The 26,632-nt window shown below is 73.7% G+C and carries 22 protein-coding genes and 1 pseudogene; 10 read left to right on the top strand and 13 right to left on the bottom strand.

The annotated features are described in order from the left end of the window. The first annotated feature begins 107 nt into the window (after positions 1 to 107). The 4 genes from ACWDAK_RS25315 (at position 108) to ACWDAK_RS25300 (ending at position 3,298) form a co-directional block, all read left to right on the top strand. Complete coding sequence (locus ACWDAK_RS25315) at positions 108 to 683, top strand: nucleosidase (protein WP_344635151.1); 576 nt, start codon at positions 108 to 110, stop codon at positions 681 to 683. A gap of 117 nt (positions 684 to 800) precedes the next feature. Then, positions 801 to 1,928: a PP2C family protein-serine/threonine phosphatase gene (locus ACWDAK_RS25310; protein ID WP_427394706.1), complete on the top strand. Its 1,128-nt coding sequence runs from the start codon at positions 801 to 803 to the stop codon at positions 1,926 to 1,928. Between the two features lie 10 nt (positions 1,929 to 1,938). Further along, entirely contained in the window at positions 1,939 to 2,490 is a 552-nt protein-coding gene (locus ACWDAK_RS25305) for a hypothetical protein (RefSeq protein WP_344635153.1), read from the top strand. A gap of 28 nt (positions 2,491 to 2,518) precedes the next feature. Further along, positions 2,519 to 3,298 (top strand): GNAT family N-acetyltransferase, encoded by a 780-nt coding sequence (locus tag ACWDAK_RS25300; RefSeq protein WP_427394707.1) that lies wholly within the window; start codon positions 2,519 to 2,521, stop codon positions 3,296 to 3,298. A gap of 55 nt (positions 3,299 to 3,353) precedes the next feature. Here ACWDAK_RS25300 and ACWDAK_RS25295 read toward each other — a convergent pair whose 3' ends face one another. Next, on the bottom strand, positions 3,354 to 3,950 hold the full coding sequence (locus tag ACWDAK_RS25295) for a cysteine hydrolase family protein (RefSeq protein ID WP_427394708.1): 597 nt from the start codon (positions 3,948 to 3,950) through the stop codon (positions 3,354 to 3,356). Positions 3,951 to 4,021: 71 nt separating this feature from the next. Here ACWDAK_RS25295 and ACWDAK_RS25290 point away from each other — a divergent pair, with 71 nt between their 5' ends. Then, on the top strand, positions 4,022 to 5,011 hold the full coding sequence (locus ACWDAK_RS25290; protein WP_427394709.1) for a GlxA family transcriptional regulator: 990 nt from the start codon (positions 4,022 to 4,024) through the stop codon (positions 5,009 to 5,011). Here ACWDAK_RS25290 and ACWDAK_RS25285 read toward each other — a convergent pair. From ACWDAK_RS25285 to ACWDAK_RS25250, 8 genes are all read right to left on the bottom strand, one after another. Next, a complete protein-coding gene (locus ACWDAK_RS25285) occupies positions 4,975 to 5,262 on the bottom strand; it encodes a hypothetical protein (protein ID WP_427394710.1) in 288 nt (95 codons plus the stop codon). The genes ACWDAK_RS25290 and ACWDAK_RS25285 overlap by 37 nt on opposite strands. An 84-nt stretch (positions 5,263 to 5,346) precedes the next feature. Next, positions 5,347 to 6,393, bottom strand: a complete 1,047-nt coding sequence (locus tag ACWDAK_RS25280; RefSeq protein ID WP_427394711.1) for an N-acetylglucosamine kinase — start codon at positions 6,391 to 6,393, stop codon at positions 5,347 to 5,349. Positions 6,394 to 6,486: 93 nt separating this feature from the next. After that, positions 6,487 to 7,773, bottom strand: coding sequence for a 6-phospho-beta-glucosidase (locus tag ACWDAK_RS25275; RefSeq protein ID WP_344635159.1), 1,287 nt, complete (start codon positions 7,771 to 7,773; stop codon positions 6,487 to 6,489). After that, the gene (locus ACWDAK_RS25270; RefSeq protein WP_344635160.1) at positions 7,773 to 8,663 is read right to left on the bottom strand and encodes a carbohydrate ABC transporter permease; all 891 of its coding nucleotides are present in this window, start codon (positions 8,661 to 8,663) and stop codon (positions 7,773 to 7,775) included. The genes ACWDAK_RS25275 and ACWDAK_RS25270 overlap by 1 nt, the downstream gene beginning before the upstream one ends. Before the next feature lies 1 nt (position 8,664). Then, positions 8,665 to 9,642 (bottom strand): carbohydrate ABC transporter permease, encoded by a 978-nt coding sequence (locus ACWDAK_RS25265; protein ID WP_427394712.1) that lies wholly within the window; start codon positions 9,640 to 9,642, stop codon positions 8,665 to 8,667. Between the two features lies 1 nt (position 9,643). After that, positions 9,644 to 10,990: an extracellular solute-binding protein gene (locus tag ACWDAK_RS25260; RefSeq protein ID WP_344635162.1), complete on the bottom strand. Its 1,347-nt coding sequence runs from the start codon at positions 10,988 to 10,990 to the stop codon at positions 9,644 to 9,646. A gap of 91 nt (positions 10,991 to 11,081) precedes the next feature. Next, the gene (locus ACWDAK_RS25255; RefSeq protein ID WP_427394713.1) at positions 11,082 to 12,287 is read right to left on the bottom strand and encodes an ROK family transcriptional regulator; all 1,206 of its coding nucleotides are present in this window, start codon (positions 12,285 to 12,287) and stop codon (positions 11,082 to 11,084) included. A gap of 219 nt (positions 12,288 to 12,506) precedes the next feature. Beyond that, positions 12,507 to 13,628 carry a mechanosensitive ion channel family protein gene (locus ACWDAK_RS25250; protein WP_425557544.1) on the bottom strand — a complete coding sequence of 374 codons (1,122 nt, stop codon included), beginning with the start codon at positions 13,626 to 13,628 and terminating at the stop codon, positions 12,507 to 12,509. Positions 13,629 to 13,951: 323 nt separating this feature from the next. On the opposite strand from ACWDAK_RS25250, the pseudogene ACWDAK_RS25245 reads away from it, so the two are divergent. After that, positions 13,952 to 14,446 (top strand): annotated as a pseudogene (locus ACWDAK_RS25245) (HNH endonuclease); the annotation flags it as partial. Positions 14,447 to 14,772: 326 nt separating this feature from the next. On the opposite strand, the gene ACWDAK_RS25240 reads toward ACWDAK_RS25245, so the two are convergent. Continuing rightward, a complete protein-coding gene (locus ACWDAK_RS25240) occupies positions 14,773 to 18,609 on the bottom strand; it encodes a beta-N-acetylglucosaminidase domain-containing protein (RefSeq protein ID WP_427394714.1) in 3,837 nt (1,278 codons plus the stop codon). A 346-nt stretch (positions 18,610 to 18,955) separates the two neighbouring features. Between ACWDAK_RS25240 and malQ the strand changes: the two genes are divergently transcribed. Both malQ and ACWDAK_RS25230 read left to right on the top strand, forming a co-directional pair. After that, on the top strand, positions 18,956 to 21,097 hold the full coding sequence (gene malQ / locus ACWDAK_RS25235) for a 4-alpha-glucanotransferase (protein WP_425557545.1): 2,142 nt from the start codon (positions 18,956 to 18,958) through the stop codon (positions 21,095 to 21,097). A 20-nt stretch (positions 21,098 to 21,117) separates the two neighbouring features. Then, a complete protein-coding gene (locus ACWDAK_RS25230) occupies positions 21,118 to 21,345 on the top strand; it encodes a hypothetical protein (RefSeq protein ID WP_344635165.1) in 228 nt (75 codons plus the stop codon). A 114-nt stretch (positions 21,346 to 21,459) separates the two neighbouring features. Here the strand turns inward: ACWDAK_RS25230 and ACWDAK_RS25225 are convergent, their stop codons facing one another. From ACWDAK_RS25225 to ACWDAK_RS25215, 3 genes are read right to left on the bottom strand one after another with little or no spacing between them, the layout of a single operon-like run. After that, positions 21,460 to 22,170, bottom strand: coding sequence for an FAD:protein FMN transferase (locus ACWDAK_RS25225; protein ID WP_344635416.1), 711 nt, complete (start codon positions 22,168 to 22,170; stop codon positions 21,460 to 21,462). Between the two features lie 20 nt (positions 22,171 to 22,190). Continuing rightward, entirely contained in the window at positions 22,191 to 22,667 is a 477-nt protein-coding gene (locus ACWDAK_RS25220) for an FMN-binding protein (RefSeq protein ID WP_344635166.1), read from the bottom strand. Between the two features lie 18 nt (positions 22,668 to 22,685). After that, positions 22,686 to 24,062, bottom strand: coding sequence for a ferredoxin reductase family protein (locus ACWDAK_RS25215; RefSeq protein WP_344635167.1), 1,377 nt, complete (start codon positions 24,060 to 24,062; stop codon positions 22,686 to 22,688). A 222-nt stretch (positions 24,063 to 24,284) separates the two neighbouring features. Here ACWDAK_RS25215 and ACWDAK_RS25210 point away from each other — a divergent pair, with 222 nt between their 5' ends. Together ACWDAK_RS25210 and ACWDAK_RS25205 are read left to right on the top strand one after the other, a co-directional pair. Beyond that, positions 24,285 to 25,010 carry a response regulator transcription factor gene (locus ACWDAK_RS25210; RefSeq protein ID WP_344635168.1) on the top strand — a complete coding sequence of 242 codons (726 nt, stop codon included), beginning with the start codon at positions 24,285 to 24,287 and terminating at the stop codon, positions 25,008 to 25,010. Further along, the coding region (locus ACWDAK_RS25205; protein WP_449806503.1) for a sensor histidine kinase at positions 25,007 to 26,632 on the top strand (1,626 nt) is incomplete at its 3' end. The genes ACWDAK_RS25210 and ACWDAK_RS25205, both read left to right, overlap by 4 nt.

Raw genomic sequence — 26,632 nt, 5'->3', positions numbered from 1 at the left:
ACCGGGCACGGCGGGTACGGCCGTGCGGAACCGGTACCGGGTCGGGACGGCCCTGGTACCTGACCGGCACCTGCCGGGGCGTGGAGGGGGCGCCTACCATGGACCGTATGCGTCTGCTTGGAACGATCACTCCCGACCGTCCGCTGCTCGTCGTCGCCGTCCAGGAGGAGGCCGTCCACCTCGACGACAGCTTCCCCGTGCTGCTCACCGGCATGGGGAAGGTCAACGCGGCCGCTTCGCTGGCCACCGTGTTGGCCCGGGGCGAGGTCCCGTCCGAGATCGTCAACCTGGGTACCGCCGGCGCGCTGCGGCCCGGCTGGTTCGGCACCCACCAGGTGGCGCAGGTGATCCAGCACGACATCGACACCCCGGCGCTCCACGCGCTCAGCGGCCGGCTCTACGGCGCGCCGATCACGGTGAGTGGGACCCCCGGGCCGGTGCTGGCCACCGGTGACCTGTTCGTCTCCGACCCCGGGGCCCGCGACCGGCTGGCCGAGCGCGCCGACCTGGTCGACATGGAGGGTTACGCGCTCGCCACCGTCGCCCAGCGCGCGGGGGTGCCGATCCGCCTGATCAAGCACGTCAGCGACGAGGCCGACGAGGGGGCCGCCCGCAGCTGGCGGGAGTCGGTGGACGGCTGCGCCAAGGTCCTGGCGGAGTGGGTGCGCACCGAGCTCCGGTGAGCGTACGGGACGGGTGGGCGCTGAACGGCGGGTGCGCGCGGGCGCTGCCGCGCGCACAACCCGAGTGCGCGCCGTGTCCACCCGGGGCGCGGGGGTGCCGGGGTGTAACTATGACCCATGTCCTTCCGGCTGTGGTCGCATCTCCGCCGGTCGCTGCTGCTGATTCCCTTCGGGCTGATCGTGGTGGTCTGTGTCGTGGACATCCTGGCCCCGCCCGACGTCCATCTGGGGCCACTGCTGGTGGCGGCCCCGGCGATCACGGCGTCGTTCGCCCGGGCCCGGGGGACGGCGTTGGTCGCTGTGCTCGCGGTGCTCGGCCAGGTCGCGATCGGTGTCCAGCGGAGCGTGATCGGCACCGAGAACATCCAGGTGCAGATCGCCGCACTGGTGGTCGTCTCCGCCCTGGTGGTGGTCTTCACCCTGGTACGGGAGCGGCACTCGCGTGAGCTGACGAAGGTGCGGTCGGTGGCGGCGGCGGCCCAGAAGGTGCTGCTGCAGCCGCTGCCGGGCCGGGCGGGCCCGCTCCAGATCGCCTCGCTGTACCTTCCCGCCGAGGCCGAGGCGCAGATGGGCGGCGATCTGTACGCGGCGGCCCGCAGGACGGGCGGTACCCGGATGATCATCGGTGACGTCCGCGGCAAGGGCCTCGCCGCCATCAACCTGGCGTCGTTGGTGCTCGGCGCCTTCCGCGCCGCCGCCCACCGGCAGGCCACCCTGACCAATCTGGGGATCCATCTCGACGGTGCCGTCCACTGGGATGCCGTCCAGTGGCGGGACGCCGGCCCCGACCACGAGCCGTCCGAGCACAGCGAGTCGTTCGTGACGGCCATGGTGCTCGACATCCCCGACGACGAACCGCTGGTCCACCTGGTCGACTGCGGCCATCCGCCGGCCCTGCTGGTGCGGGACGGCCGCACGAGCGAGCTGAGGGCGCCGTCCTCACTGCCGCTGGGACTGGGCATCGCCCTCGGCCTCGCCGAGTTCGAGCCGGTGACCTTCGGATTCGGTCCGGGCGACCTGCTGTTGCTGTACACGGACGGTGTGATCGAGGCACGCGACGACGCGGGTGCCTTCTACCCGCTCGCCGAGCGGGCGGCGGCGTGGTCGGGCGACGAACCGGAGGACCTGCTGCGGTACCTGAGGGACGGTCTGCTCGCGCACGTCCAGGGAAGGCTGGGCGACGACGCGGCAATGGTCGCCATCCGCCGGACGGCCGCTCCGCCCGCCGAGGGTGCCGTCTTCTAAAGTGCGGCGCATGGGACTTCTCAAGCTGATCCGGGACAACGACGACGTCGCCGGTTTCCTCTGCTGGCCGGGCGAGTTCGACATCGCCTACTACGACCACGTGGAGGAGGTCCGGCTGGCCTCCGGCGAGGCGCTGGAGGGCATCGCGAAGGACGGCGCGGGCGGCACGTACTTCTTCTGCGGCGAGGGCGGCGAGGAACGCCCGATCCTCTACGCCGACTCCGAGGGCGGGGCCACGCTGCTCGCCGCCGGCCTCCCCGAACTGCTCCGGCTGCTGATCGGCGCCCCGCACTGGCAGAGCTGCCTGGACGAGAGTCTGGAACGGACCCTCGCCCAGGACGAGGAGGCGCTGGAGGAACTGCTGGAGTACCACCCCGACTTCGACGCCGACCAGGCCGCCACCGCGGCGGCGCTCGGCCTGCCGGTGCTGGACCGGACCGAGCTGCTGACCAGGCTGTACGAGGTCGCCACCGGCCCGGGGCGGGAGTACGTGCTGCTCAACGCCGAGGAGGGGACGGCCTACCGCTTCCTCTGGGCGCCGCGGGAAAACGACTTGCCGTGACCACGGGCCGGTGCTGGAGTACCGGCTGATGGACAGTGAGACGTTGCTGGCGGTCTTCGACCGGCAGATGAGGCGAGACGCCGTACCCGACGGCCCCGGGGCCGTGGTCGAACGGGTGGACGGCGTGGTGCGGCAGACCGGTGCGCGACACGCGTGGAACGGTGTGCTCTGGTCGGGGCTGGACGAGGAGACCGCCGACGCGGCGATCGCGGCGCAGCTGCGGCACTTCGGCGCGCTGGGCGTGGAGTTCGAATGGAAGCTCTACTCGCACGACCGGCCCGCCGACCTGGGTGGCCGGCTGCGGGCGGCCGGGTTCGTGCCGGAACCCGCGGAGACGCTGCTGGTGGCGCCGGTCGAGGCGCTGTCCACCGAGGCCGAACCGCCGGGCGGGGTACGCCTGGTGCCGGTGACCGACGAGGCCGGGATCGACCTGGTGAAGGACGTGCACGAGCGGGTCTTCGGCACGGACGGCTCCCGGCTGCGGCAGCGGCTGCTCGACCGGCTGGCCGTGGACCCGGAGTCGCTCATCGTGGTCCTGGCCATGGCGGGCGAGCAGCCGGTGTGCGCGGCGCGGCTCGAGTTCAACCCGGGCACCGAGTTCGCCGGGTTGTGGGGCGGCGGCACCCTCGCCGAGTGGCGCGGCCGGGGCATCTACCGGGCCATGGTCGCCCACCGCGCCCGCCTCGCCGCCGAGCGCGGCTACCGCTACCTCCAGGTCGACGCCTCCGACCAGAGCCGCCCGATCCTGAAGCGGCTGGGCTTCGTCGAGCTGGGCACCACCACCCCGTACCTCCACCAACCCCGGTAGGGCCGTTGGACCGACCGGCAGCAGGGCCCGCGGCGCTCCCTGCTGCCGGCCGGTATCACTCGGGCGCGCCCGCCGCCAGCACGTCCTTGGTGGTGACCACCTTGGCGAACCGCATGCTGTGCAGCGTCGCGGCGGTGGCGCGGGCGAGGTCGGCGGCGGGGATCTTCCCGCCGTCCGGGCCCGCCATGTCGAAGGTGTGCATGGCGTCGATCGGGAAGACCACGTCGTAGCCGAGGTTGCCGCCCATCCGGGCGGTGGTCTCGTTGCAGACGTTGGTCATGATGCCGACCGTCACCAACTGGGTGGCACCGCGCTGTTGGAGCCACTCGTGCAGGTCGGGGGTGCCGTAGAAGGCGCTGTTCACGGTCTTGGTGATGTGCAGGTCCCGGCTGGCCGCGGCCACGAAGGGCTTGAGCTCGTACCCCGGGGTGCCGCGGTCCAGGGTGCCGCCCGTCGTCTCGTGCTGCACCACCACGACCGGGCGGCCGGTGTTGTGCCAGAGGTCCAGCAGCTCGGCGATCCGCTGCTCGGCCTCGGGATTGTCCCGGGCACCGAGGACGGGATCCTCGAAACCCTGCTGGACGTCGATCACGATCAGCACGGCGTCGTCGGTGAGGCGGAGCGGGGCGCCGAAGGGAGCGGTGTTCGTCATGGCTTCAGCATGCGGCCCGGGGCGGCGGCGCGGTGAGAGGCGGGAGCGCCGATGATCGATAGATTTCTGCCATGAGTGCTGCGGTCGGCCCGTTCGCCATGCGTACGGTGGGGTGCCTGCTCTTCGACGGCGTACGGGCCTTCGACTACGCCGTGATCGGCGAGGTCTGGGCCAACCGGAACACCCGGCCCGGGGTACCCCCCTTCGAGCTGCGGGTCTGCGGGCCCGAGGGCGTACGGGTGCGGCTCGGCGGCGGGCTGGAGCGGCTGCCAGACCACGGGCTGGACGCGCTCGCCGACTGCGACCTCGTCCTGGTGCCCGGAGTCGAGGAACCGACGGCGCCGCGCGACCCCGGGATCCTGGACGCGCTGCGGGCCGCCCACGCGTGCGGTGTGCCGATCGCCTCGCTCTGCGCCGGGGCCTTCGTCCTGGCCGAGGCCGGACTGCTGGACGGCCGCCGCGCCACCACCCACTGGGCGCTGGCGCCCGAACTCGCCCGCCGCCACCCGGCGGTGGAGGTGGACCCGGAAGTGCTGTTCACCGGCGACGGCGAGATCTGGACCTCGGCCGGGGTCGCCGCCGGGATCGACCTCTGCCTGCACCTGGTCCGCTCGGCATACGGCCAGCAGGCGGCGGCGGAGATCGCCCGGGCGATGGTCACCGCGCCGTTCCGGTCCGGTGGGCAGGCCCAGTTCATTCCCTCGCCGGTACCCGAGGGCGGCGCCGACGGCGACCCGTTGGCGGCGGTCCGGGCCACCGTGCTCGGCGCCCTCGAAGTTCCCTGGACCGTAGGTGAGTTGGCGAAGCTGGCGGCCATGTCCGAGCGCTCCTTCGCCCGTAACTTCACCGCCGCCACCGGGACTCCGCCCCTGCGCTGGCTGCTGGAGCAACGCGTCCTGGCGGCCCAGCGCCTGCTGGAGGAGACGGACCTGCCGGTGGACGAGATCGCGACCCGCTGCGGCTTCGGCTCGGCGGTCTCGCTGCGCCCCGCCTTCGTCCGCCGGATCGGCGTCGCCCCGCGCGACTACCGGCGGGCCTTCCGCGGCCGCGGCCCGGGGTGAGCCCGCCGGGGCGCGGCGAACCGCACGGCCGGCCGGGTCACCTGGCCCGCGGAGACCGGTGCGCCCGTACCCGCCCGGGTGTCGTGCGCCCAGGGCGCGGCGACCAGGACCACACCGGCCGGGCCGAGCGCCATGCCGGCTGACCGGGCGGCGTCCGTCAGCGCCTCCAGGGCGGAGGCGATCCCCGGGGCGGCCGGGGTCGAGGACCGTCGGCCGCGCGCCGGGTGCGGGGTCGGGCGCGCGCCGGGCACCCGACCGGTGATCGGGTGCCCCGGGGCGCCGCGGTACCGCCGGACGGGTCCGGTCGTCGTGAGGTCCGGTTGCCGGCCGCGGCCTCAGGCAGCCGCCTCGTGGTGGGCGGCGTAGGCGGCGCGCAGGCGGCGTTCGGCGGCCGGGCCGCCGCCGATCCTGCCCGCGGCGAGCTGGTCCAGGCCGAGCAGGGCGGCGCCGAGGACCGGCGGGGCGACCACGACCCGGGGCTCGGCCAGCGGCGCGGAAGCGGCCAGCCGGGCGGTGACGTTGTCGACCAGCAGGGGCTGGCGGGCGGCCAGTACTCCGCCGCCGAGCACCACCGGTGTCGGCCGGTCCAGCAGGTTCAGCCGGCGCATGGCGACCAGCGCGAGGCCGGCGATCTCGCAGGCCTGACGGTCGATCAGGCGCAGCGCGATGGTGTCACCCGCCTCCGCGACCTGGAACAGCACCCGGGAGAGCTCGTGCAGCCGGGTCCGTTCCAGCTGCCCGAGGTGGATCGCCTCCGCCACCGCGGTCGCGCTCGGCAACCCGAAGTGCGCGGCGATGGCGGAGGCGAGCGCGGTGGCGGGGCCGCGGCCGTCCTCGGCGCGGGCGGCGTGCCACATCGACTCGGCGGCCAGCCCCCCGCCACCGCCCCAGTCGCCGGTGAGCCGGCCGAGGGCGGGGAAGCGCGCGGTACGGCCGTCGGGCAGCAGTCCGACGCAGTTGATGCCGGCGCCGCAGACCACCGCGACCCCGCGCGGCCCGTCCGTGCCGGCCCGCAGCAGCCCGAAGGTGTCGTTGGCGACGGCGCTGCCCAGCCCCCACGACCGGGCGGCGACCGCGGCCTGGAGCTGCTGCTCCTCGACGGGCAGGTCGGCGTTGGCGAGGCAGGCGCTGACGTGGGTGGTGAGCACCCCGTCGGCGGGTCTGAGGCCCGCCTCGGCGGCCGCCGCCTCGACCAGCGGGGCCAGCCCGGCGATGGCCTGCTCGGCGCCGTCCAGCTGCGGCTGGAAACCGCCGCCGCGCGCCGAGCCGTACACCGTGCCGTCGGCGCCGACCAGGGCGACATCGGTCTTGCTGTTGCCGGCGTCGATGGCGAGCACGCCGGGAAGCTGCTCGGCCTGCTGCCGGTCCATCGGTTGGTCCATCAGTCCTCGTTCCAGGTCCTGTCCGGCCGCCTCGGGCAGCCGGCCGCGCCCTCAGGGGCCCGGCCGGTGTCGCATGAGACCGTCCGGGACGGTTCAGGCCCAGCTCAGGTGGGCGTGGTTGTGCGCCAGCAGCTGGTCGGTCAGCCGGTCCGCGAGGTCCAACTGGCCGACCAGCGGATGGGCCAGCAGGGCGTCGAAGACCCGGTCCCGGCCGCCCCTGAGGGCGGCTTCCAGGGCGAGCCGCTCGTACGCCGTGACCGCGGCGATCAGGCCCGCGTACAGCGGTTCGACCGGCCGCTGCGGCAGCGGCCGTACGCCCCGGGCGTCCACCTCGGCGGGCACCTCGATCACCGCGTCGTCGGGCAGGAAGGGCAGGACACCGTCGTTGCGGGTGTTGACCACCTGCACGTCGGTGCCGCTGCCGGTGCCGAGCAGTGCGCCGATCAGCTGGACGGCGGCCTCGGAGTAGAACGCGCCGCCGCGCCTGGCGAGCAGGTCGGGCTTGCGGTCCAGCGTCGGATCGGCGTACAGCGCCAGCAACTGCCGTTCGATCTCGGCGACTTCGGCGGCTCGCGAGCCCTTGGTCCGCAACTCCTCGACCACCGCGTCGTGCTGGTAGAAGTAGCGCAGGTAGTACGAGGGGACCACGCCGAGGCGGCGGATCAGTGGCAGCGGCAGCCGCAGGTCTTCGGCGATCAGCGGGCCGAAGCCGTCCAGCAGTTCGGGCAGCACCTCGCGGCCGCCCGCTGCGCCCGGGGCGTCCAGCAGGGTGACGCCGCGCTCCCAGGTGAGGTGGTTGAGGCCGACGTGGTCGAGGCGGACCAGCTCGGGTGCGACGCCCAGGTGGGCGGCGAACTTGCGCTGGAAGCCGATGGCGACGTTGCACAGCCCGACCGCCCGGTGCCCGGCGCTCTGCAGTGCGCGGGTGACGATGCCGACCGGGTTGGTGAAGTCGACGATCCAGGCGTCCGGACTGGTGCGGCGGACCTGTTCGGCGATGTCCAGCACCACCGGGACGGTCCGCAGCGCCTTGGCCAACCCGCCCGCGCCGGTGGTCTCCTGGCCGATGCAGCCGCACTCCAGCGGCCAGGTCTCGTCCTCGTTGCGGGCCGCCTGCCCGCCGACCCGCAGCTGCAGCAGTACGGCGTCGGCCCCCTCCACGCCCGCCGCCAGATCCAAGGTGGTGGTGACGGCCGCGCCGTGTCCCTGCCGGGCGAAGATCCGCCGGGCCAGCGCGCCGATCAGCTCCAGCCGCTCCACCGCCGGGTCGATCAGCACCAGTTCGGCGATCGGGAGCGTGTCCCTCAGACGGGCCAAACCGTCGACCAGCTCCGGTGTGTAGGTCGAACCCCCGCCCACGACGGCCAGTTTGAGAGACATCAGCCCTTGACCCCTGTCAGTGTCACGCCTTCGATGAAGGCTTTCTGCGCGAAGAAGAACAGCAGGATCACCGGCGCCATCACGAGCAGCGTGGCGGCCATGGTGAGGTTCCAGTCGGTGTGGTGCGCGCCCTTGAAGGACTCCAGGCCGTAACTGAGCGTCCAGGCGCCCTCGTTCTCGCTGGCGTAGATCTGCGGGCCGAAGTAGTCGTTCCAGCAGTAGAAGAACTGGAACAGCGCGACGGCCGCGACGGCCGGCCTGGCCATCGGCAGGATCACCCGCAGCAGGGAGCCGATCTCGCCGCAGCCGTCGATCCTGGCGGCCTCCACGTACTCCTTCGGGATGGTCAGCAGGAACTGCCGCAGCAGGAATATCGAGAAGGCGTCGCCGAACGCCATCGGGATGATCAGCGGCCAGAGCGAGCCGGAGAGATGGAGCTGCTTGGCCCAGAACAGGTACATCGGGATGACCGTGACCTGCGGCGGCAACATCATCATCGAGATCACCGCCATCAGGGCCACCCTCCGGCCCCGGAAGCGGAACCTGGCCAACGCGTAGGCCACCGGGACGCTGGAGACGACGGTCAGCGCGGTGCCCAGCCCGGCGTACAGCAGGGTGTTGCGCCACCAGCTGAGGAAGCCGGGGGTCCGCCAGACCTTGGCGTAGTTGCTCCACACCCACTGGTGCGGCCACAGGTCGCCGGTGAGCGCCTGGCGGTCCGACATCACCGAGGTGAGGAGGACGAAGACGAACGGCAGCAGGAAGAACAGCGCCGCCGCGACGGCCGTCGAGTGGACGGCCACCCAGTGCAGCACGGCCCGTCTGCGGGCCAGCCGTACGGCGGTGGCGGTCTTCCCCGGGACGGGCAGGGACATGGTGGTCGTGGTCATCTCAGTCCTCGCTCTCCAGGGCGGCTCCATCGAGGAGAAGGGCCGAACGTCGGCGCAGCAGGGCCGAGGTGACGGCCATCGAGACGGCGAACAGGACCAGCGCGACCACACAGGCCGAGCCGGTGTCGAAGCGCTGGAAGCCGAGGTTGTAGACCAGCTGCGGCAGCGTCCAGGTGGAGCCGTGCGGGTAGCCGGGCTCGAACTGCTGGCCGGAGCCGCCGATCACCCCGCTGGCGACCTTCCCGGCGACGATCGCCTGTGTGTAGTACTGCATGGTCTGGATCACCCCGGTGACCACCGCGAACGCCAAGATCGGCGAGATGTTCGGGAGGGTCACGTAACGGAACCGCTGCCAGGCGCCCGCGCCGTCCAGCTCGGCGGCCTCGTACTGCTCCCTGGGCACGTCCAGCAGGGCGGCCATGAAGATCACCATCAGGTCGCCGATGCCCCACAGCGCCAGCAGGGTGAGGGCCGGCTTGGACCAGGACGGGTCGTTGAACCAGCCCGGCTGCGGCAGCCCCAGGTCGCCGAGCAGGTGGTCGACCGGCCCGGTCCCGGGGTTGAGCAGGAAGGCGAAGGCCATCGTGGCGGCCACCGGCGGTGCCAGGTACGGCAGGTAGAAGGCGGTCCGGAAGAAGCCGGCGCCGGTCTTGACCTTGGTGATCAGCAGGCCGATGCCCAGGCCGAAGGCGACCCGCAGGGCGACCATCACGACCACCAGCCAGAGGGTGTTGCGCAGCCCCTGCCAGAAGAAGGGGTAGTGGTTGAAGACGTAGTCCCAGTTCTTCAGACCGCTGAAGACGGGGGCGGTGAAGCCGTCGTACTTCATGAAGGAGAAGTAGACGGTGGAGGCCAGCGGGTAGGCGAAGAACAGGCCGAAGCCGATCAGCCAGGGGGACAGGAAGGCCAGGGTGCGGGCCCGCTCCCGGCGGCGCTTGCGCCGCAGTGCCGCGGAGTGGGCAGTGCTGTTGCCCGTCATGTCACTTCGCCTGCTCGACGGCGGTGTCGATCTCCTTGGCGGTGGCCGCCAGCCCGGCCGCCAGATCGGTCTGCTGCCCGGACTCGTACGCGTAGCCGAGGTTCTGCACCGACAGCTGGTAGGCGCCGCCGTTGATGCTGGCCGGCGTGGTGTCGGAGTGCGGGTTCCTGGCGATCTCGACGAAGGTCCTGAAGCCCGGATCGGCGTTCAGCTTGGGCGAGCTCAGTGCCGCGATGGTGCTGGGCACGTTGTGGATCGCGTTGGCGAAGCCGACCACGGCGTCGGTGTCGCAGGTCAGGTACTTGACCAGCTCCCAGGCGGCGGTCTGCTTCCGGCTGGTCCGGGCGATGCCGATGATGGTGCCGGTCTGGTAGCCGCGCCCGTAGGTTTCGGCCTGGTCGTCCGGCACCGGGAAGGGCGCGGTGGCCCACTCGAAGGGGACCTTGTCGTCGGCGAGCGAGGCGGTGCGCCACTCGCCGTCGATGGCCATGGCCACCTGGCCGGTCTCGAACGGGTTCTTGGCGCTGTACTCGTCGCCGAAGCCGGTGCGGAACCTCTCCAGCTTCTCGAAGCCGCCGAGCTTGCCGATCAGGTTCTTCTGCCAGGTGAACATCGCGGCGACCCTGGGGTCGGTGGCGATGTCCGACCTGCCGTCGGCGGCGAAGTAGTCGGCGTCGTACTGGCCCAAGTAGTGGGAAGGGCTGGACTCGTAGCCGTGGAAGTTCGGCATGAAGCCGAGCTGCCGGTAGCTGTCCCCCTCGGCGACGGTCAGTTTGACCGCGTCCTGGTCGAACTCGCTGAAGGTCTTCGGCGGCGCGGTGATCCCGGCGGCGGCGAAGGCGGTCTTGTTGTAGTAGAGCCCGTACGCGTCGCCGAGCAGCGGCAGTGAGCACTGGTCGCCCTCGAACTGGCTGTACTTGAGCATCGCGGCCGGGAAGGTCGTGGCCGGGTCTATCCCGTCCTTCTTCAGCAGCGGGTTCAGGTCGGTCCAGACGTGCGCCGAGCAGAACTTGCCGACGTTGTCGGTGCTGAAGGAGGACACCACGTCGGGTGCGTCCGGGCCGCCCGCCCGCAGCGCCTGCTCGCTCTTGTCGTCGGCGATGTTGCCGACCACCTTGACGTGGATGTTGGGGTGCAGCTTCTGGAAGGCGTCGATGTTGGCCCGGATCGCCCTGGTCTCGTTCTCCTGGCTCCAGCCGTGCCAGAAGGTGATGGTCACGTCCTTGCCCGAGGCCGAGTCGTCGGTACCCCCGGCCGGGTCGGTGCCGGTGCAGGCGGTGGCGAGGAGCGCGAGGACGGCGCAGCCCACGGCGGCGGCCGGGCGGCGGGAGCGGCGGGGGGTGTGCATCGGTCGGACCTCCTGGGGGGACGGGGGCAGGCGGCATCGCCCTTCGGCCCCGGCTCGGGGGATGGGAGGCGGTGCGCGGGGGAGGGGAGCATCAGTGGGTCGTGAAGGCCGCTTCCCGGGCGGCGGCCAGGGCGCGCTGCAGGGCGCCGTGCACGACGGGGGAGTCGGGCACGGTACTGCAGCGCACCTGGGGGCGGGGGATGCTGATCTTGGCCAGTTCCTCCTGGACCAGCCGGCAGAGCCGTTCGCCGCCCGCGGTGGGGGTGCGGCCGGAGAGCACCAGCAGTTCCGGGTCGACCACCGCGACCACCACCGACAGGCCGACGGCCAGCCGTTCGGCCAGGGTCCGCAGGAACAGGTCGCCCGCGCCGGGAGTCCGCAGGGCGAGCCCGACGGCCCCTTCGGCGGTCGGTGCGGCCAGACCGTGCTCGGCGGCCAGGGCCAGCACCGCCTCCTCACCGACGAGTTCCTGGAACCCGCCGGAGTTCTTGCGGTGGACGTCGTGCACCACCGGGGCGCCGGGCACCGTCATGTAGCCGATCTCGCCCGCACCGCCGGTGAAGCCCCGGTGCAGCCGGCCGGCCAGCACTATCGCGGCACCGACGCCCTCGGCGGCCCAGAGCAGCACGAAGTCGTCGCAGCCCTGCGCGGCGCCCGAGGAGCGCTCGGCGACGGCGGCCAGGTTGACGTCGTTCTCGATGCTCACCGTGGTGCCGAGCGCCTCGGCCAGTTCGGCCAGCAGCCGGGGGGAGTGCCAGCCGGGAAGGTGCGAGGCGTACCTGAGTTTGCCGCTGACCGGGTCCAGCGCTCCGGGTACCCCGATCACGATCTCGCGCAGGCAGTCCGCCGGGAGGCCGGCCTGCCGGACCGTCTCGGCGACCGCCGCGACCGTCCGCGGCACCGCCTCGGTGGCGGGCCGGCCCCGGGTGGGGACGGTGTGCTCGGCGAGCACGGTGCCGGTGATGTCGGCGACGGCGACCCGCACCCGGGCGGTGTCCACGTCGAGCCCGGCGACGTACGCGGCGGCGGGATTGACCCGGTACAGCTGTGCGCTCGGCCCGGGGCCGCCGGCCGTGGTGCCCACCGCCTCGACCAGCCGGGCCGACTCGAGCCGGGCCAGCAGCTGGGAGGCGGTGGGCTTGGAGAGCCCGGTCATCGCGCCGATCTGGGTGCGGGAGAGCGGACCGTGCGCCAGCAGCAGCTCCAGTGCGGCCCGGTCGTTGATCGCGCGCAGCAGGCTGGGGGTGCCGGCCAACGGGGTGGGCCTGCCCGGCGGGGTGGGGATCTTGTCGTTCACGGCCCGATCCTCCTCTGTCCCTGGCGGCCCGTGCGGCGCTGGGGTGGGAAAGCTGACTGCCAGGAACTGTTAGGAAAGTTTCCAATCGCTGAGAGGACGTTAGGTCCCGCCGCGGGAGGGTGTCAATGACCGCATGGCGGGTGGATGCCGAAGCGTTACCGGGAACGCGGAGAGCCCGTCCACCGCCGGGGGTGGACGGGCTCTTTGCCGGGTACGCGGTCAGTCGGTCGGCAACGGGATCGGCTTGGCCGCCAGTGAGCGCGCCGAGCTGGGATCGGCCAGTGCCGAGGGCGCGGACGACTCCACCGCGGGTGCCGCCACCACCGGCGCGGGCTCCTCCTTCAGCTTCACCCCGGCCTCGTCGAAGGCGAGCTTCAGCCGCTGCCGCAGCGCCCGGCCGACCTTCGCCGACTCGCCCGGCGTGGTCCTGGCCTCCACCCGCAGCACCATCGAGTCGGCCGCCACCGACTCCACACCCAGCACCTTGACCCGGCCCCAGATCAGCTCGTCGTACGGGGTCTCCTTGCCCAGCTGCTCGGCGCTCTCCCTGATCAGCCCCTCGACCCGCTCCAGGTCCTCCCGGTAGGCGATCTGGACGTCCACCGTGGCGGTGCCCCAACCCTGGCTCATGTTGGCGATCCGCTTCACCTCGCCGTTGCGGATGTACCAGATCTCACCGTTGCCCCCGCGCAGCTTGGTGACCCGCAGGCCCACCTCCAGCACGGTGCCGCTGGCCACTCCGGTGTCGATCTCGTCGCCGACGCCGTACTGGTCCTCCATGATCATGAAGACCCCGGAGAGGAAGTCCGTCACCAGGTTCCGCGCGCCGAAACCGATCGCCACGCCGGCGACACCGGCACTGGCCAGCAGCGGGGCCAGGTTCACCCCGAGTGCGGACAGCACCATCAGCGCGGCCGTCCCCAGGATGCTGAACGAGGCCACGCTGCGCAGCACCGAGCCGATCGCCTCGGCCCGCTGCTGGCGCCGCTCCGGGTTCACCACCCCGTGGTTGGCCAGCAGTCCGCCGAGCCGGCCGTAGTCCGAGTCGTGCTCGTGGTGCCGGGTCATCCGCGTTATCAGCTGCGTGATCAGCTTGCGGACCACGGCCCGCAGCACCAGCGCCAGCAGCACCAGGAAGACGATCCGCAGTACTCCCTCGACCCAGCTCTGCCAGTTGGCGTCCAGCCAGCTCGCCGCCTGCCGGGTGCTGGCCGACACCTCGTTCGCACTGGTCGGCAGCTTGAGGTCGAGCTTGGGCAGGGGGTCGGACGAGGAGGGGGCGGAGGGGGTGGCGGTGGGGGCCGCGCTGGCGAGAAGGCCGGTGACACCGGACCGGAACACGTACGGAGCCTCTTTCCAACAGGGATCGGTGGTTCCGGACCAGCGTAGCGGCCGCGCGGCACCCGGACGGACGCCCCATCAGAGACCCCGCGAGCCCCCGTCGCAGCCGCCGGTGCGCCCCGACCAGCGGCCTCGCGGTGCAACGGCGCCGGAGGGCGGGCATACCCGCTATGACGGAACCCACATCAGACCCGTTACACAGGAGTGGTGGCGCCCCGCCACGGCGTGAGGCGACACTGGTGGAGATCGCGTTGCGGAAAACGACGCGATCACCCGCTCGTCCCGGCGCGAGCCACGCGCCGCAGGCGTCCAAGGAGGCATCCGTGCCGCATGTCCTGGTCCTCAACGCGTCCTACGAGCCGCTCGGCGTGGTGTCCATGCGCCGAGCGCTCATCCTGGTCCTCAACCACAAGGCGGTCAGCCTGGAGGACTCGGGAGTCACTCTGCACAGCGCCACCAGCGCCGTCACGGCGCCGTCCGTCGTCCGACTGACCCGCTTCGTCCGGGTCCCGTTCCGAGGCCCCGTCCCCCTCACCCGCCGCGCGCTGTTCGCCCGTGACCACGGGCGCTGCGTCTACTGCGGTGCCACCGCCACCAGCGTCGACCACGTCATCCCGCGCAGCCGGGGCGGCCAGCACCGCTGGGACAACGTGGTGGCAGCCTGCCGCCGCTGCAACCACACCAAGGCCGACCGCCACCTCACCGAACTCGGTTGGCGGATGAAGCGCCCCCCGGCCCCGCCCAGCGGCCTGGCCTGGCGCGTCATCGGCACCGGCATCAAGGACCCGAGCTGGCGGCCCTACCTGGAGCCGTACGGCGGGGTCGAGCAGTTCCGCGAGTACGAGCACCACGACCATACCGAGTCGAACACGGCCCTGCCGGCCGCACTCGGCCGCTCCCACCCCGTCCACCCAGTCCGCCGCGGCGACCGTCCCTCTCCGGAACCGCTCTCCGCCTGACCGACACGGGCCTGCCCGTCACACCGACCGGTACGCCTCATGGGCCGCCGGCGCACCCCTCAGTGGGAGCGCCGGCGGCCCGCCGTTCGCGCGCGGGCGGCCGGGGAGGCGGGGCAGCCCGCACCCGGGTGTTCACCCCTGTCGCCGGAGACCGCCGTCACGGAGCGAACCCCGCACGGGCCCGCTCAAGGAGCGACCGCGTACAGCTCGATGCCGTACAGCGAGTACCCGTACTTGGTCGCCCGTGAGACGCCCTGCAGTCGCAGGTACTTCACCCCCGGCGCGTCGAAGTGCGCCGTCTCCGTCCCGCCCTTCCCGCCGGTCACCGAGGAGACCGTGGTCCAGGTGACCCCGTCCGGCGAGGTCTGCAGCTTGTAGGCGGAGGCGTACGCGTCCTGCCAGTGCAGCACCGCCGACCCCAGCCGGGCGGCCTGCGGCAGCGCCAGTTGCACCCAGGCGTCGTCCCGCGCGGGTGAGGACCACCGGGTCTTCGGGTCCCCGTCGTTGACCGCGGTGGCCGGGAAGTCCGGTGTCTCGTCGCCCGAGGAGGTGGCCGTGGCGGTGCGCGCCAGGTCGGCCCCGGCGGTGGCGGGCACCACGCGCACCTGGAGGACCTGACGGACCGTCGTCCCGCCCGCCGTGAAGGTGACCGGCACCTGGTACGTGCCCGAAGGGGTGTCCTTGGCGGCGGTCACCAGCAACGGGGTGCCGACCTTCCCGCCGCGCGGCACGTTGACGGCGGAGGCCGGAGTGACCGTCAGCCCCTTCGCCGCCGCCGGGACCTCGGTCTTGAGGTCGCCGGTGGCGCCCTCCGGGCGGCCGGACTCGACCACGGCCTGGGTCTGCGCGGGGGCCGGGGCGCCCGCGACCACGTCGAGGGAGTCGGCGGCCAGACTGAGCCGGGCCGCCGGGATGTCGGTGTACCAGGGGATGACCTGGTTCACCACGGGCGGCTCGCCGCCGGGCGCCCAGGTCAGCCGGATGGCGTCCGCGCTCAGGCCGCCGGCCGGCAGTTCGTTGTAGCCGGGCTGCGCGGTGCCGATCGTCGCCCAGCCGTCCGCCCGGCGCACCTCGACGGTGGCGGTGGCCCGCACGGTCGGGTCGGTCAGCACGGTCACCCGGTCCATCGGGCGGGCCGTGCCCAGCTCGATGGTGAGCGGGGCGTCGTCGGCGGTAGGCGCGCTGGCGGCGCGGAACGCGGTGTCCGGATTGCCGTCGAGCACGGCCGACGGCGAGGAGCCGGGCGCGGCGGCCGGGCCGCCGGTGACCGTAGCCGGGGTGTCGCCGGGCGCCCCCACCGTGAACTCGCGCACCGCCACCGCCGTCTTCTGGCCGCTGGTGGCCCGCAGCCGGATGGCCTTGGCGACCGTCCCGGCCGGTGCCGTGAGGGTGATCGTCTTCTGCTTGTGCACCGTGGCCAGCTGCTTCCAGCCGCCGTCGGCGGTGGCGTACTCCAGCACCCCGTCGTGCAGGTAGTCGTCGGCCGCGCTCAGGGCGTCGGGGTCGTCGCCCCAGGAACCCATCAGCACCGTGATCTGGCCGATCGCCCGCGCCGGCCCGAGGCCGACCCCGATCGAATCGCCGGCCTGCGGCGGGCGGGAGCTCCAGTAGAAGGTGTCCGTGGCGCCGTCCACCATCAGCGCGGGGCCGTGGTCGTTGGCGGTGCCCAGCGTGGTGGTCGGGGTCAGCGAGCCCGCGCTGACCCCCGACCAGTTGTCCGCCGCCTGCAGCGCCCGGTCCAGGAACGGGTCGAGCACGCCCGACCCGACCGTCGCTCCGCTCTGGGCCAGCTGCTCGCGCAGCCGCCGCAGCTCGGTCCGGGCCTGCCAGGCGGCCGAGCCGTCACCGCCGCGCTGGGCGAGCAGCATGTCCACCGCGGACTGCCCGGCCCGGCCGTAGGTGCTCAGCTGGGCCAGCCAAGGCGCGGCCTCGCCGCCGATCGGTGCCTGGGCGAGCGCGCGCTGGGCGCCGGCCATGGTGGTGAAGGCGTCCCGGACCGGCGTCGCCGCGTCGTGCAGCTTCGCCAGGTCGGGCGGGCTGCCCGCGCTCGGCTCCAGCGCCGCCCAGAACTTCTCCAGCAGCGGCGTCAGATAGCCGGACTCGCCCTTCGCCAACGGGGAGGACTCGCTGTTGGCCGCCAGCGTGGTGAGCGCCGTGAGCTTGGTGCCGTCGCCGGCCAGCGGGCGCAGCGCGGCCTGCCAGGAGTCGGCCGGACGGTAGCCGGACGGGTTCCAGCCGAAGTCGGCCGCGGTCGCCAGCGGGATCCGGGAGGCCAGGGGCTGGCTCATCGCGGAGGTCAGCAGTACCGCCGACCTGCTCGCCACACCCGGGTCGCGGCCGGTGTAGCCGCCGAGGTAGAGCCGGTCCGGGGCGGAGTCGTTGACCGGGTAGCTGTCCAGCGTCATCAGCGGGTGGCCGGCCGCCTGCTGGGCGGCCTGGGCGGTTTGGGCGTCCGTGATCTTCGCGGGGATCACCGCTCCGCCGCTCCAGGCGATCTGGACGCCCTGCGGCAGCGCGGCGGCCAGCGCCGACCGGTACGGGCTGGTGCCCGCCCGCTGGTACTCGGTCGGGACGATGGACAGTGGTGCCAGCTCGGGGTGCTTGGCGATCAGCCGGTCCTGCACCTTGGCGACCACCTGGGCCTGCGCCTTGGCGGCGGCGGCCGGGCCCTTGCCGAAGTTCTTCCGGTCCAGGGTGCAGTGCCACTCGTCGTAGCTGATGTCCAGGAACTGCAGTTGGAAGGCGCTGAACCCGATCTGCCGGAGCCCCTCCAGCTTGGTCACCAGCGCGTCCACGTCCCGGTCGGAGCTGAAGCAGAACGACTGGCCGGGGTCGATCGAGTACCCGAGCGTGACATGGTTGCGCCGGGCCCGGTCCGCCAGCTGCCGCAGGTCGGCGGCCTGTGCCTCGGGGTACGCCTCACGCCAGCGGGTGAGCCGGAACGGGTCGCCGCCCGGGGCGTAGAGGTAGAAGTTCTGCTTGGTGCGGCCGAGGAAGTCGAGCTGGCTCAGCCGCTGTTCGGTGGTCCACGGGGAGCCGTAGAAGGACTCGGCGATCCCGCGCACGGGCGCGCCGCTCGGCCAGTCCCGGATGCTGACGCCGGGGAAGCCCTTCGCGTCGCCCTCCTGGCCCTGCCCGCCCTGGTCCGGCCCGCTCTGCCCCTGTCCGGCGGGTACCGGGGCGAGCAGCTGGCGCAGGCTCTGCGCGGCGTTGAACGTCCCGGCCTTGTCCACCCCGGCGAGCACCACCGCGCCGTACGTCCCGGCGCCGGCCGGCAGCTGGCCGATCGTCAGCAGGTAGCCTCCGCCCGGCATCCCGTTGAGGGAGGGGGCGGGGGCGTCCTTGTCCGTCGTGCCCGCCGCGGCGAGCTCGCGCAGCACCCGGTCGGTCGTGCCGCCCGAGCCCTCGGCGGGTCCGCCGACGTACACCACCAGCGAACCGGCGTCCGGGACCCGCGGCACCGTCGTGGTGATCCGGGTGGCTCCGGCGGAGCCGAGCACCTGGCGTACCACGTCCAGCGCTGCGCCGTCGGCGTCGGGCGCGGCGGCCAGTACCACGTCCTGGGGAACGTTGACGGGGCGCCCGGCGGTACGGAGTTCCTGCGGGCGCGGGTACACCTGGGGGTCGGTCACCGTGCCCAGCTGCACCGGCTGGTCCTGCTGGGCAGTGCTGACCGCGGTCTGCCCCTGCGGCGCACCGGCGTACGCGGGCGGGCCCACCAGCAGTCCGCTCACCACCGCGGCGGCCGACAGGGTGGCCGCGAGCTGCAGCGCGGCCCGGCGGTGGCCGGCACTGCCGACGGCCCGTCGTTCGGCCCGCACCGAGGCCAGCAGCGGTTCGGTGCCCTTGAGATCCGCGATCAGCCGGTCCGCCGTCTTCGGCGCCAGCTGTCGTGCGGTGCGCGCCGTCGCCCGGCGCGCGGCCAGCGCCGCCGGATGCTGGAGCACCTCGCGCAAGGCCGCGCTGTGCTCGATCTGCTGCCTCAGCCGCCGCCCCGCGAATTCCGAAACCCGCGCCTGCAAAGCAGCCTCCTCGCACCCGAAAACCCCAGTTCACCGGCCCGGTGCCCGTACACCTCCGGCTGGTCTGCCACCCTCGGCCCCACCCGCCGCACAGCCCACCAGCTACCTGGTCCGGTGTCAACGTGGCTGATGGGTATAGATGATATGTCCCGTGCATTCCCCTCCCGACCATCGGACCGGCCCGGTCGCAGCCCGTGCTCGGGTGCCGGTCCCGGCGGCCGTGCCGCGCGGGAAGGTTCACCCGTCCGGTGATCGGGACCGGTCGTGTCGTGCGGGGTCGGGTGCGGTGGGCGCGGGTAGGACTGGGGAGTCCCGTACCGCCTTCTGGACCCGCAGGAGTGCAAGAGTGGCCGCTTATCTGGACCGTCCCGAAGCAGCCGGCAGCACGCAGGCCCCCGCCGAGGACGCCCCGCCCCCGCCGCCGGAGTTGGTGGCGCTGGCGCACGCGTACGGGGTGGACAGTACCTACGACCCCGGCAGCGGGCCGGTACAGGTGGCGGCGCACACGCTGGTGGCGGTGCTGGCCGCGCTCGGGGTGGACGCGCACACTCCCGAGGCGGTGCGGAAGTCGTCGGAGCGCCAGCTGGCCGACGCGGCAGGGCGGTTGCTGCCGCCGTGCGTGGTGGTGCGGTCGGGCCGGCGGACGGCGCTGGACGTGCCGGCCCGGGCGCGGCTGAGCATCGCCCTGGAGGACGGCGGGGAGTGGACGCTGCCCGGCGGGCGTTCGCACTGGCTGCCCGCCGATCTCCCGCTCGGGCGACACCGGTTGACGGTTCGGCTGGAAGGGCGGGAGCAGAGCGCCGCGCTGATCGTGGCGCCGCAGCGGGTGCCCGCGCCGCAGGGCCGCAGCTGGGGTTTCCTGGCGCAGCTGTACTCGGTGCTGTCGGAACGCTCGTGGGGGATGGGCGACCTCGGGGACCTGGCGGAGCTGGCGAGTTGGTCGGGCAGCGCGCTGGGGGCGGGCTTCCTGCAGATCAACCCGCTGCACGCGGGACGTCCGGGGATGCCCTCCGACCCGTCGCCCTACCGTCCCTCCTCGCGCCGCTTCGCCGACCCGGTGCACCTGCGGATCGAGGCGGTCCCCGAGTACGCCTACGCCGATCTCGGTGAACTTCCCGCCCGGGCCGCCAGGTTGCGCGAGGAGGTGCTGCGCCACGACGGGCTGATCGACCGGGACGAGGTCTGGGCGCTCAAGCGCGAGGCGCTGGAGCGGCTGCACCGGGTGCCGCGCGGGGCGGGCCGGGAGGCCGCGTACCGGGCGTTCGTCCGGCGCGAGGGCGACTGGCTGGAACGGTACGCCACCTGGTGCGCGCTGGCCGACGTCCACGGCAGTGACTGGCGCGGCTGGCCGAAGGGCCTGCGCCGGCCGGACAGCCCGCAGGTGGCCGCGGCACGGGCCGAGCACGCCGCGCTGATCGAGTTCCACCGCTGGCTGGCCTGGCTGGTGGACGAGCAGCTCGGTGCCGCGCAGGGCGCGGCCGAGCGGGCGGGCATGCCGATCGGGCTGATCCACGATCTCGCGGTGGGAGTGCACCCGGAGGGCGCGGACGCCTGGGTGCTGCAGGACGTCCTGGCCGAGGGCATCTCGGTCGGCGCCCCGCCGGACGCGTTCAACCCGCACGGCCAGGACTGGGGCCTGCCACCGTGGCGCCCCGACGCACTGGCGGCGAGCGGCTACGCCGCGTACGCCCAGCTGCTGCGGGCGGCCGCACGGCACGCCGGGGCACTGCGGATCGACCATGTGATGGGCCTGTTCCGGCTCTGGTGGGTGCCGGCCGGCCACCCGCCGACCCAGGGGGCGTACGTCCGCTACGACGCGGAGGCGATGCTCGGGGTGCTCGCACTGGAGGCGCACCGGGCCGGTACCCGGGTGATCGGCGAGGACCTGGGCACGGTGGAGCCCGGCGTGCGGGAGGAACTGGCGGCGCGCGGGATCCTCGGCACCTCGGTGCTCTGGTTCGAGCGGGACTGGCGGTTGGGCGGTGCCGTCCTGCCGCCGGAGCTCTGGCGGGCCGACTGCCTGGCCACCCTCACCACCCACGACCTGCCGAGCACCGCGGCCAGGCTCAGCGGCGAGCACGTGGAGCTGCGGCACCGGCTCGGGCTGCTGACCCGCCCGCTCGGGGAGGAACAGGCCGGGGCGGTGCGCGAACTGGCCGAGTGGCGGGCCGAGCTGGTCCGGGCCGGGCTGCTGGCCGAGGGGGACGCCCTGACCCCGGAGGCGCTGTACGGCTTCCTGCTCGCCACCCCCGCCGCTCTGGTCGGTGTCTGGCTGCCGGACACCGTCGGCGATCCGCGCCCGCAGAACCTGCCCGGCACCTGGGATCAGTACCCCAACTGGCGGCTCCCGGTGGCCGATCGGACCGGTCGGCCGGTGACCCTGGACGAGCTCGCCGCGGCCCCCGGCACCGCCCGGTTGGTGGCGGCGCTCACGGCGGGCGTCGCGCCGGGGTGCGGCAGGCACACCCCGGCGCGCGGGGGTTGGTAAGGGGCCGGTACCTTGGAAACGTGGACAAGAGGAACGCTTTGCGCGCTGGTGCGGTCACCGCAGCGGCCACGCTGATGATGCTGATGTCGTCGCCCGCCATGGCCCTGACCCGGGACGACGGCGACAACCCGGGCCCCGGTATCAGCGCGGCCCAGACCATCGGGCTGTTCGTGGTGGCCCCGCTGGTGCTCTTCGCGATCATCGCTGGACTGGTCATGGTGATGTCGCCCAAGGCCAAGAAGAAGTAAGCGCGGCACAGCCGTAGCAGAAGACCGCGAACGCCGCCGGGGGAGCAGCCCCGGCGGCGTTTCAGCTTGTCCGGCAGTGGTTCGCGCCGGGCGAGGGCGCCGGACGCGGTGCGGCTAGGCGGGTTCTGCGTAGCCGAAGCCGGGGGTCCGGCGGTGGGTGCCGTCGGGCAGGATGGCGAGGGCCTCGACCTCGGGACGGGCGGCCGCCCAGGCGAGGCCGCGGTCGGGTCCCATGGCGAAGGCGGCGGTGGTCCAGGCATCGGTGCGGGCGATGCGGCGTCCGACCAGGGTGAGCGAGGCCAGGCCGGTGGCCGGCCGGCCGGTGCGCGGGTCGAGGACGTGGGCGCCGCGTTCGGCGGTGCCCGAGGTGGCGACGGCCAGGTCGTGGCCCGCCACCACCGCGGCGACGCCTCCCGGTCGCAGCGGGTCGGCGATCCCGATCCGCCAGGGGCCGCCGCAGGTCTGTATGTCGCCGCCGCCGGAGACCAGGTGCTGCCGGGAGCCGGCGGCCCGCAGGTGCTCGGACGCCTCCTCGACCGCCCAGCCCTTGACCCACCCGCTCGGGTCCAGCCGCCCGCCCGGCCGTTCGGTGAACCAGCCCCCGGTCTCGGCGGCCACCTCGCGGCACCGCTCCAGCACCTCGGCGACCGCCGGATCGCACCGGGCGAGCGTCAGCTCCCCGCGTCCGAACCGGCTGATGTCGCTCTGCGGCCGGTAGGTCGAGAAGACCTCGTCGATCCGGTGCAGTCGGCGGACCACCCGTTCGAGCGCCTCGGTGACCCCGGGCCCGGGCTCGCGGACGGCGAACGAGAACACCGTGCCCATGACGTGCTCGGCGTGCCGGATCACCGGGTGCCCGCCTTGTCGAGCGCGCTCTGCAGCGAGCGGGTGTAGCCGTCGCTGGTGTACGTCGCGCCGGAGACCGCGTCGATCTGCGCGCTCTGGGCGGCCATGGCCTCCTGGTTGAGCGCGGGCAGGGCGTCGGCGTTGATCCGCCGGTCGTGGCCGCTGCCGTCCGGGTACTGCAGGACGTCGATCCGGCTGATCCGCCCGCCGCTCAGCGACACCCGTACCTGCACCGGGCCGTAGCGGGTGTCGACGGCATCGCCCGTGACCGTCTGCGAACCCGTCGAGCCCGCACCCGCACCGGGGGTCGCCCCCGCACCGGGGGTCGGACCCGCGGCGGGGGCCGAACCCGTGCCGGGGCCGGTGCCGGTGCTGATCACCTGGGCGGTGGCATGCGTTCCCCCGTGGGGCTTGAGCGAGAGCAGCAGGATCACCCCTGCCACGGTGGCGGTACTGGTGACGACGGCTCGTCGCACGATGGGCTCCTGAGCAGATCAGAGGACGAAGGACTCGTGGTGGATCCGGGACCGCCGGACCCCGGCGGCCCGCAGCGCCCGGACGGCCTCCTCGGTGAGGCCGTCCGGCCCGCACAGGTAGACCTCGTGGCGGGCCAGGTCGGGGACCAGCCGCCGGAGCGCGGCACCGAGGTCGCCGACCTGCTGCCGGCTGCCGACCAGCTCGTGGTATCGGGCGCCCCTGGTCTGGGCCACGGCGGCCAGCTCCGCGCGGAACAGCAGGTCCTCGGGCCGGCGGGCACGCTGCACCAGGACCGGCTCACCGGGCAGCGTCTCGAACAGCGCGCGCAGCGGGGTGATCCCGACCCCGACACCGAGCAGCAGCACCCGGTGCCCGCGCCGCCGGCGCGCCGTGAACGCACCGTACGGGCCCTCGGCGCGGACCCTGGTACCGGGCCGGAGCCCGGCCACCGCGGCGCTGTGGTCACCGAGGTTCTTGACGGTGAACCGCAGGAAGCCGTGCTGCGGGGGAGCGGAGAGCGAGTACGGGTTGGCGGCCCAGCGCAGGCCGGGCGTCTGGAACTGCAGCCGGAAGAACTGCCCGGATTCCGCCCCCAGCTCCGCCAGCCGCTCGCCGGTCAGGAAGACCGAGACCACCCCTGGCCCTTCCGGACGCACCTCGGCGACCCGCAGCCGGTGCCGCCGGTCCCGCAGGTACGGCACGGCCAGCCGGTACCAGCCGATCAGGGCCGCCGTGCCGAGGTACAGCGCGTACCAGGCGGCGCGGGCCGGACCTTCGCCGAGGTTGGCGCCGGTGGCCAGCTGGTGGCCGAAGCCGAGCGCCACCGCCAGGTAGGTGGCCAGGTGCAGGTAGTACCAGGTCTCGTGGCGTAGCCGGCGGCGTGCGGCCCGGGCCGAGACGGCGCCGGTACCGAACATGATCAGCGTGGCCAGGGTGGCCTTGAGCATGTCCGGGAAGTGGAAGACGATCTCGACCCCCTCGCCGATCGGCCCCTGCCGGTCCGTGAGCGCGTAGCCGTAGACGATCGTCACCACGTGCAGCGAGACCAGCCCGACCAGATAGCGCCCGCCCATCGCATGCCAGCGGGCCAGCAGGTCCGCGCCCAGTTCCCGCTCCAGCAGCGGGATGCGGGCCATCAGCAGCAGCAGGACGGGAGCGGCGTACCCGGCCAGCAGGCCGGTGATCCGGCCGGACTCGGTCAGCCACTGGGCGGTGCCGGCGACCCACGGGGTGTCCCGCCACCACAGCGCGAGCAGGCCCAGGGCACCGGAGGCGATCGCCGCCAGGGCGGCCGCCGGCAGCAGTTCGTCCGGCAGCCGTCGGGGCCCGGGAGCGCGCCGCCGTGCGGGGGCCGCAAGCGGTCCGCGCTGGTCGGTGTGGGCGGGTGCGGCCACGGGGTACCTCCTCGCCGTCCGGGGCAGCTCGGTGGCAACCCTGGCACTGCAAGCTCTCAGTCGGCTATGAAACGGCCGCTGGCATCCGGTCGGAAATCCAGCGTTTTCCCAGGTCAACTGGCATTTCCCGGCTCGGGGGCGGGGTGCGGATCTCACCGCATTCTCATCGCGGGCAGGCAAGATGGCAGTTCCCGGTGACGAGTCGACCCCCAGGAGGTGCCCATGGATTACCCAACCGAGCCCGAGCGGTGCCCGTGGCGGATCCTGGTCGTCGACGACGAGCCCGATCTGGTCGAGGTGCTCTGCGGGGCGCTCCGCTACGAGGGCTGGGAGGCGCGCGGGGCCACCGCCGGGCGGGCGGCCGTCGAGGCGGCGGCCGAGTGGCGGCCCGACGCCGTGGTGCTGGACATGATGCTGCCGGACTTCGACGGGATGGAGGTCCTGCGGCGGATCCACGCCGCCCGGCCGGAGACCAGGGTGCTGTTCCTGACCGCCAGGGACGCCGTCGAGGACCGGATCTCCGGGCTGGCCGCCGGGGGCGACGACTACGTCACCAAGCCGTTCAGCCTGGCCGAGGTGGTGGTCCGGCTGCGCAGCCTGCTCCGGCGCGCGCAGCCGGCCGGAGCTGCCCGGCCGGAGGTGCCGAAGGGCGCGCTGGTACTGGGCGACCTGGTGCTCGACGAGCGCGCCCGCGAGGTGTCCCGCGGCGGTGAGGCGGTGGAGCTCAGCCCCACCGAGTTCGCTCTGCTGCGCTATCTGATGCAGCACCCCAGGCAGGTGGTGAGCAAGGCGCAGATCCTCGACGCGGTCTGGTCGTACGACTTCGGCGGGCAGGCGCACGTGGTCGAGCTCTACATCAGCTATCTGCGCAAGAAGGTGGACCTCGGCCGGACCCCGATGATCCACACCGTCCGGGGCGCGGGCTACGTGATCAAGGCACCCCGGTGATCCGCCGGGCCCGGGGCGTCCTCGGCCGGTCGGTGCCGCGCACCCTGCGGGCCCGACTGATAGCCGGACTGCTCGCCCTCCTGCTGCTCACCTGCGCGGGCGTCGGACTGGCCACCGCCCAGGCGCTGCGGCACTTCCTGGTGGACCGGCTCGACCAGCAGCTCGCCGACACCGGCGGCCGCTACGCGGCCAGCCTGGAGCACCCGGGATCGCGGGCCGCGGGCGACGCGGCCCGTGGCGACACCAGGGCCCAGGCGCCGGGGACCTTCGGCGCCCGGCTGCTGAACGGCACGGTCACCGCCGCCCGGGTGGTGGACGGCGACGCCGACGACCCGGAGGTGGCCGAGGGGACGGTGGCCGCGGACACCGACGACAGGGTCGTGCTGACCGCCGCCGACCGCCGGGCCCTGGCCGCCCTGCCGCCCGGCGGCCCGGCCCGCAGTGTCGAACTCTCCGACCTGGCCGGCTACCGGCTGCGCGCGACTGCCGGGCGGGACGGCGACGTGCTGGTCACCGGGCTGCCGCTGAGCCCGGTGGAGGACGCGGTGCACCGGCTGGTCATGATCGAGCTGGTGGTGTTCGCGGTGGCGCTGGTCGCGACCGGGGTCGCCGGGGCGCTCTGGGTCCGGGTCTCGCTCCGCCCGCTGGACCGGGTGGTCGGCGCGGCCGAGCGGGTGAGCGGGCTGCCACTGGCCAGCGGGGAGGTCGCGGTGCCGGTCCGGGTGCCCGACGACGACCTCGCCACCGAGGTCGGCCGGGTGGGCGCGGCGCTCAACCGGATGCTCGGCCATGTGGAGGACGCGCTCGCCCGCCGCCAGTCGGTCGAGGAACGGCTGCGGACCTTCGCCGCCGACGCCAGCCACGAGCTGCGCAACCCGGTGGCGGCGGTACGCGGCCACGCCGAACTGGCGTTGCGGTATCCGGGCCCGGTGCCGGACGAGGTACGGCACTCGCTCGGCCGGATCGAGGCGGAGGCGCAGCGGATGGGCGCGATCGTCGAGGACCTGCTGCTGCTGGCCCGGCTGGACGCGGGTCGGCCGCTCGCCGCCGAGGAGGTGGACCTGACCCGGTTGGCGCTGGACTGCACCGCCGACGCCCGCGCCGCAGGGCCCGGGCACCGCTGGCAGCTGGAACTGCCCGAGGAGCCGGTCCTGGTCACGGGCGATGCCGACCGGCTGCGGCAGGTGGTGGGCAACCTGCTCGCCAACGCCCGGGTGCACACCCCGGAGGGCACCCGGGTGACGCTCGCGCTCTCGGCCGCCGCCGGCGACGACAGCCGAATCCGCCTCAGCGTGACCGACACCGGTCCCGGCATCGAACCGGCGCTCGCGGAGCGGATCTTCGAACGCTTCGTCCGCGGCGACCCCGCCCGGGCCCGCACCACCGGCAGCACCGGTCTCGGCCTCGCCATCGTCCGCGCGGTCACCGCGGCCCACCACGGGACGGTCGACCTCTCGACCCGCCCGGGCCGCACCTCGTTCACGGTGCGGATACCGGTTCACCCGGGGAGCGCGCCGCCGGGGGCGTCATCGGCGCCAGCACGTACACCTCGTCCAGCTCGCGCTCCGCCATCAGGTCGGCGTTGGTGGCCGACCAGCAGCCGCCGTCCACGTACGGGCTGC

The organism is Kitasatospora sp. NPDC001175, from assembly GCF_053598215.1.
The sequence above is the reverse complement of the archived record's forward strand: the minus strand, read 5'-3'. Positions and strand labels throughout refer to the sequence as shown.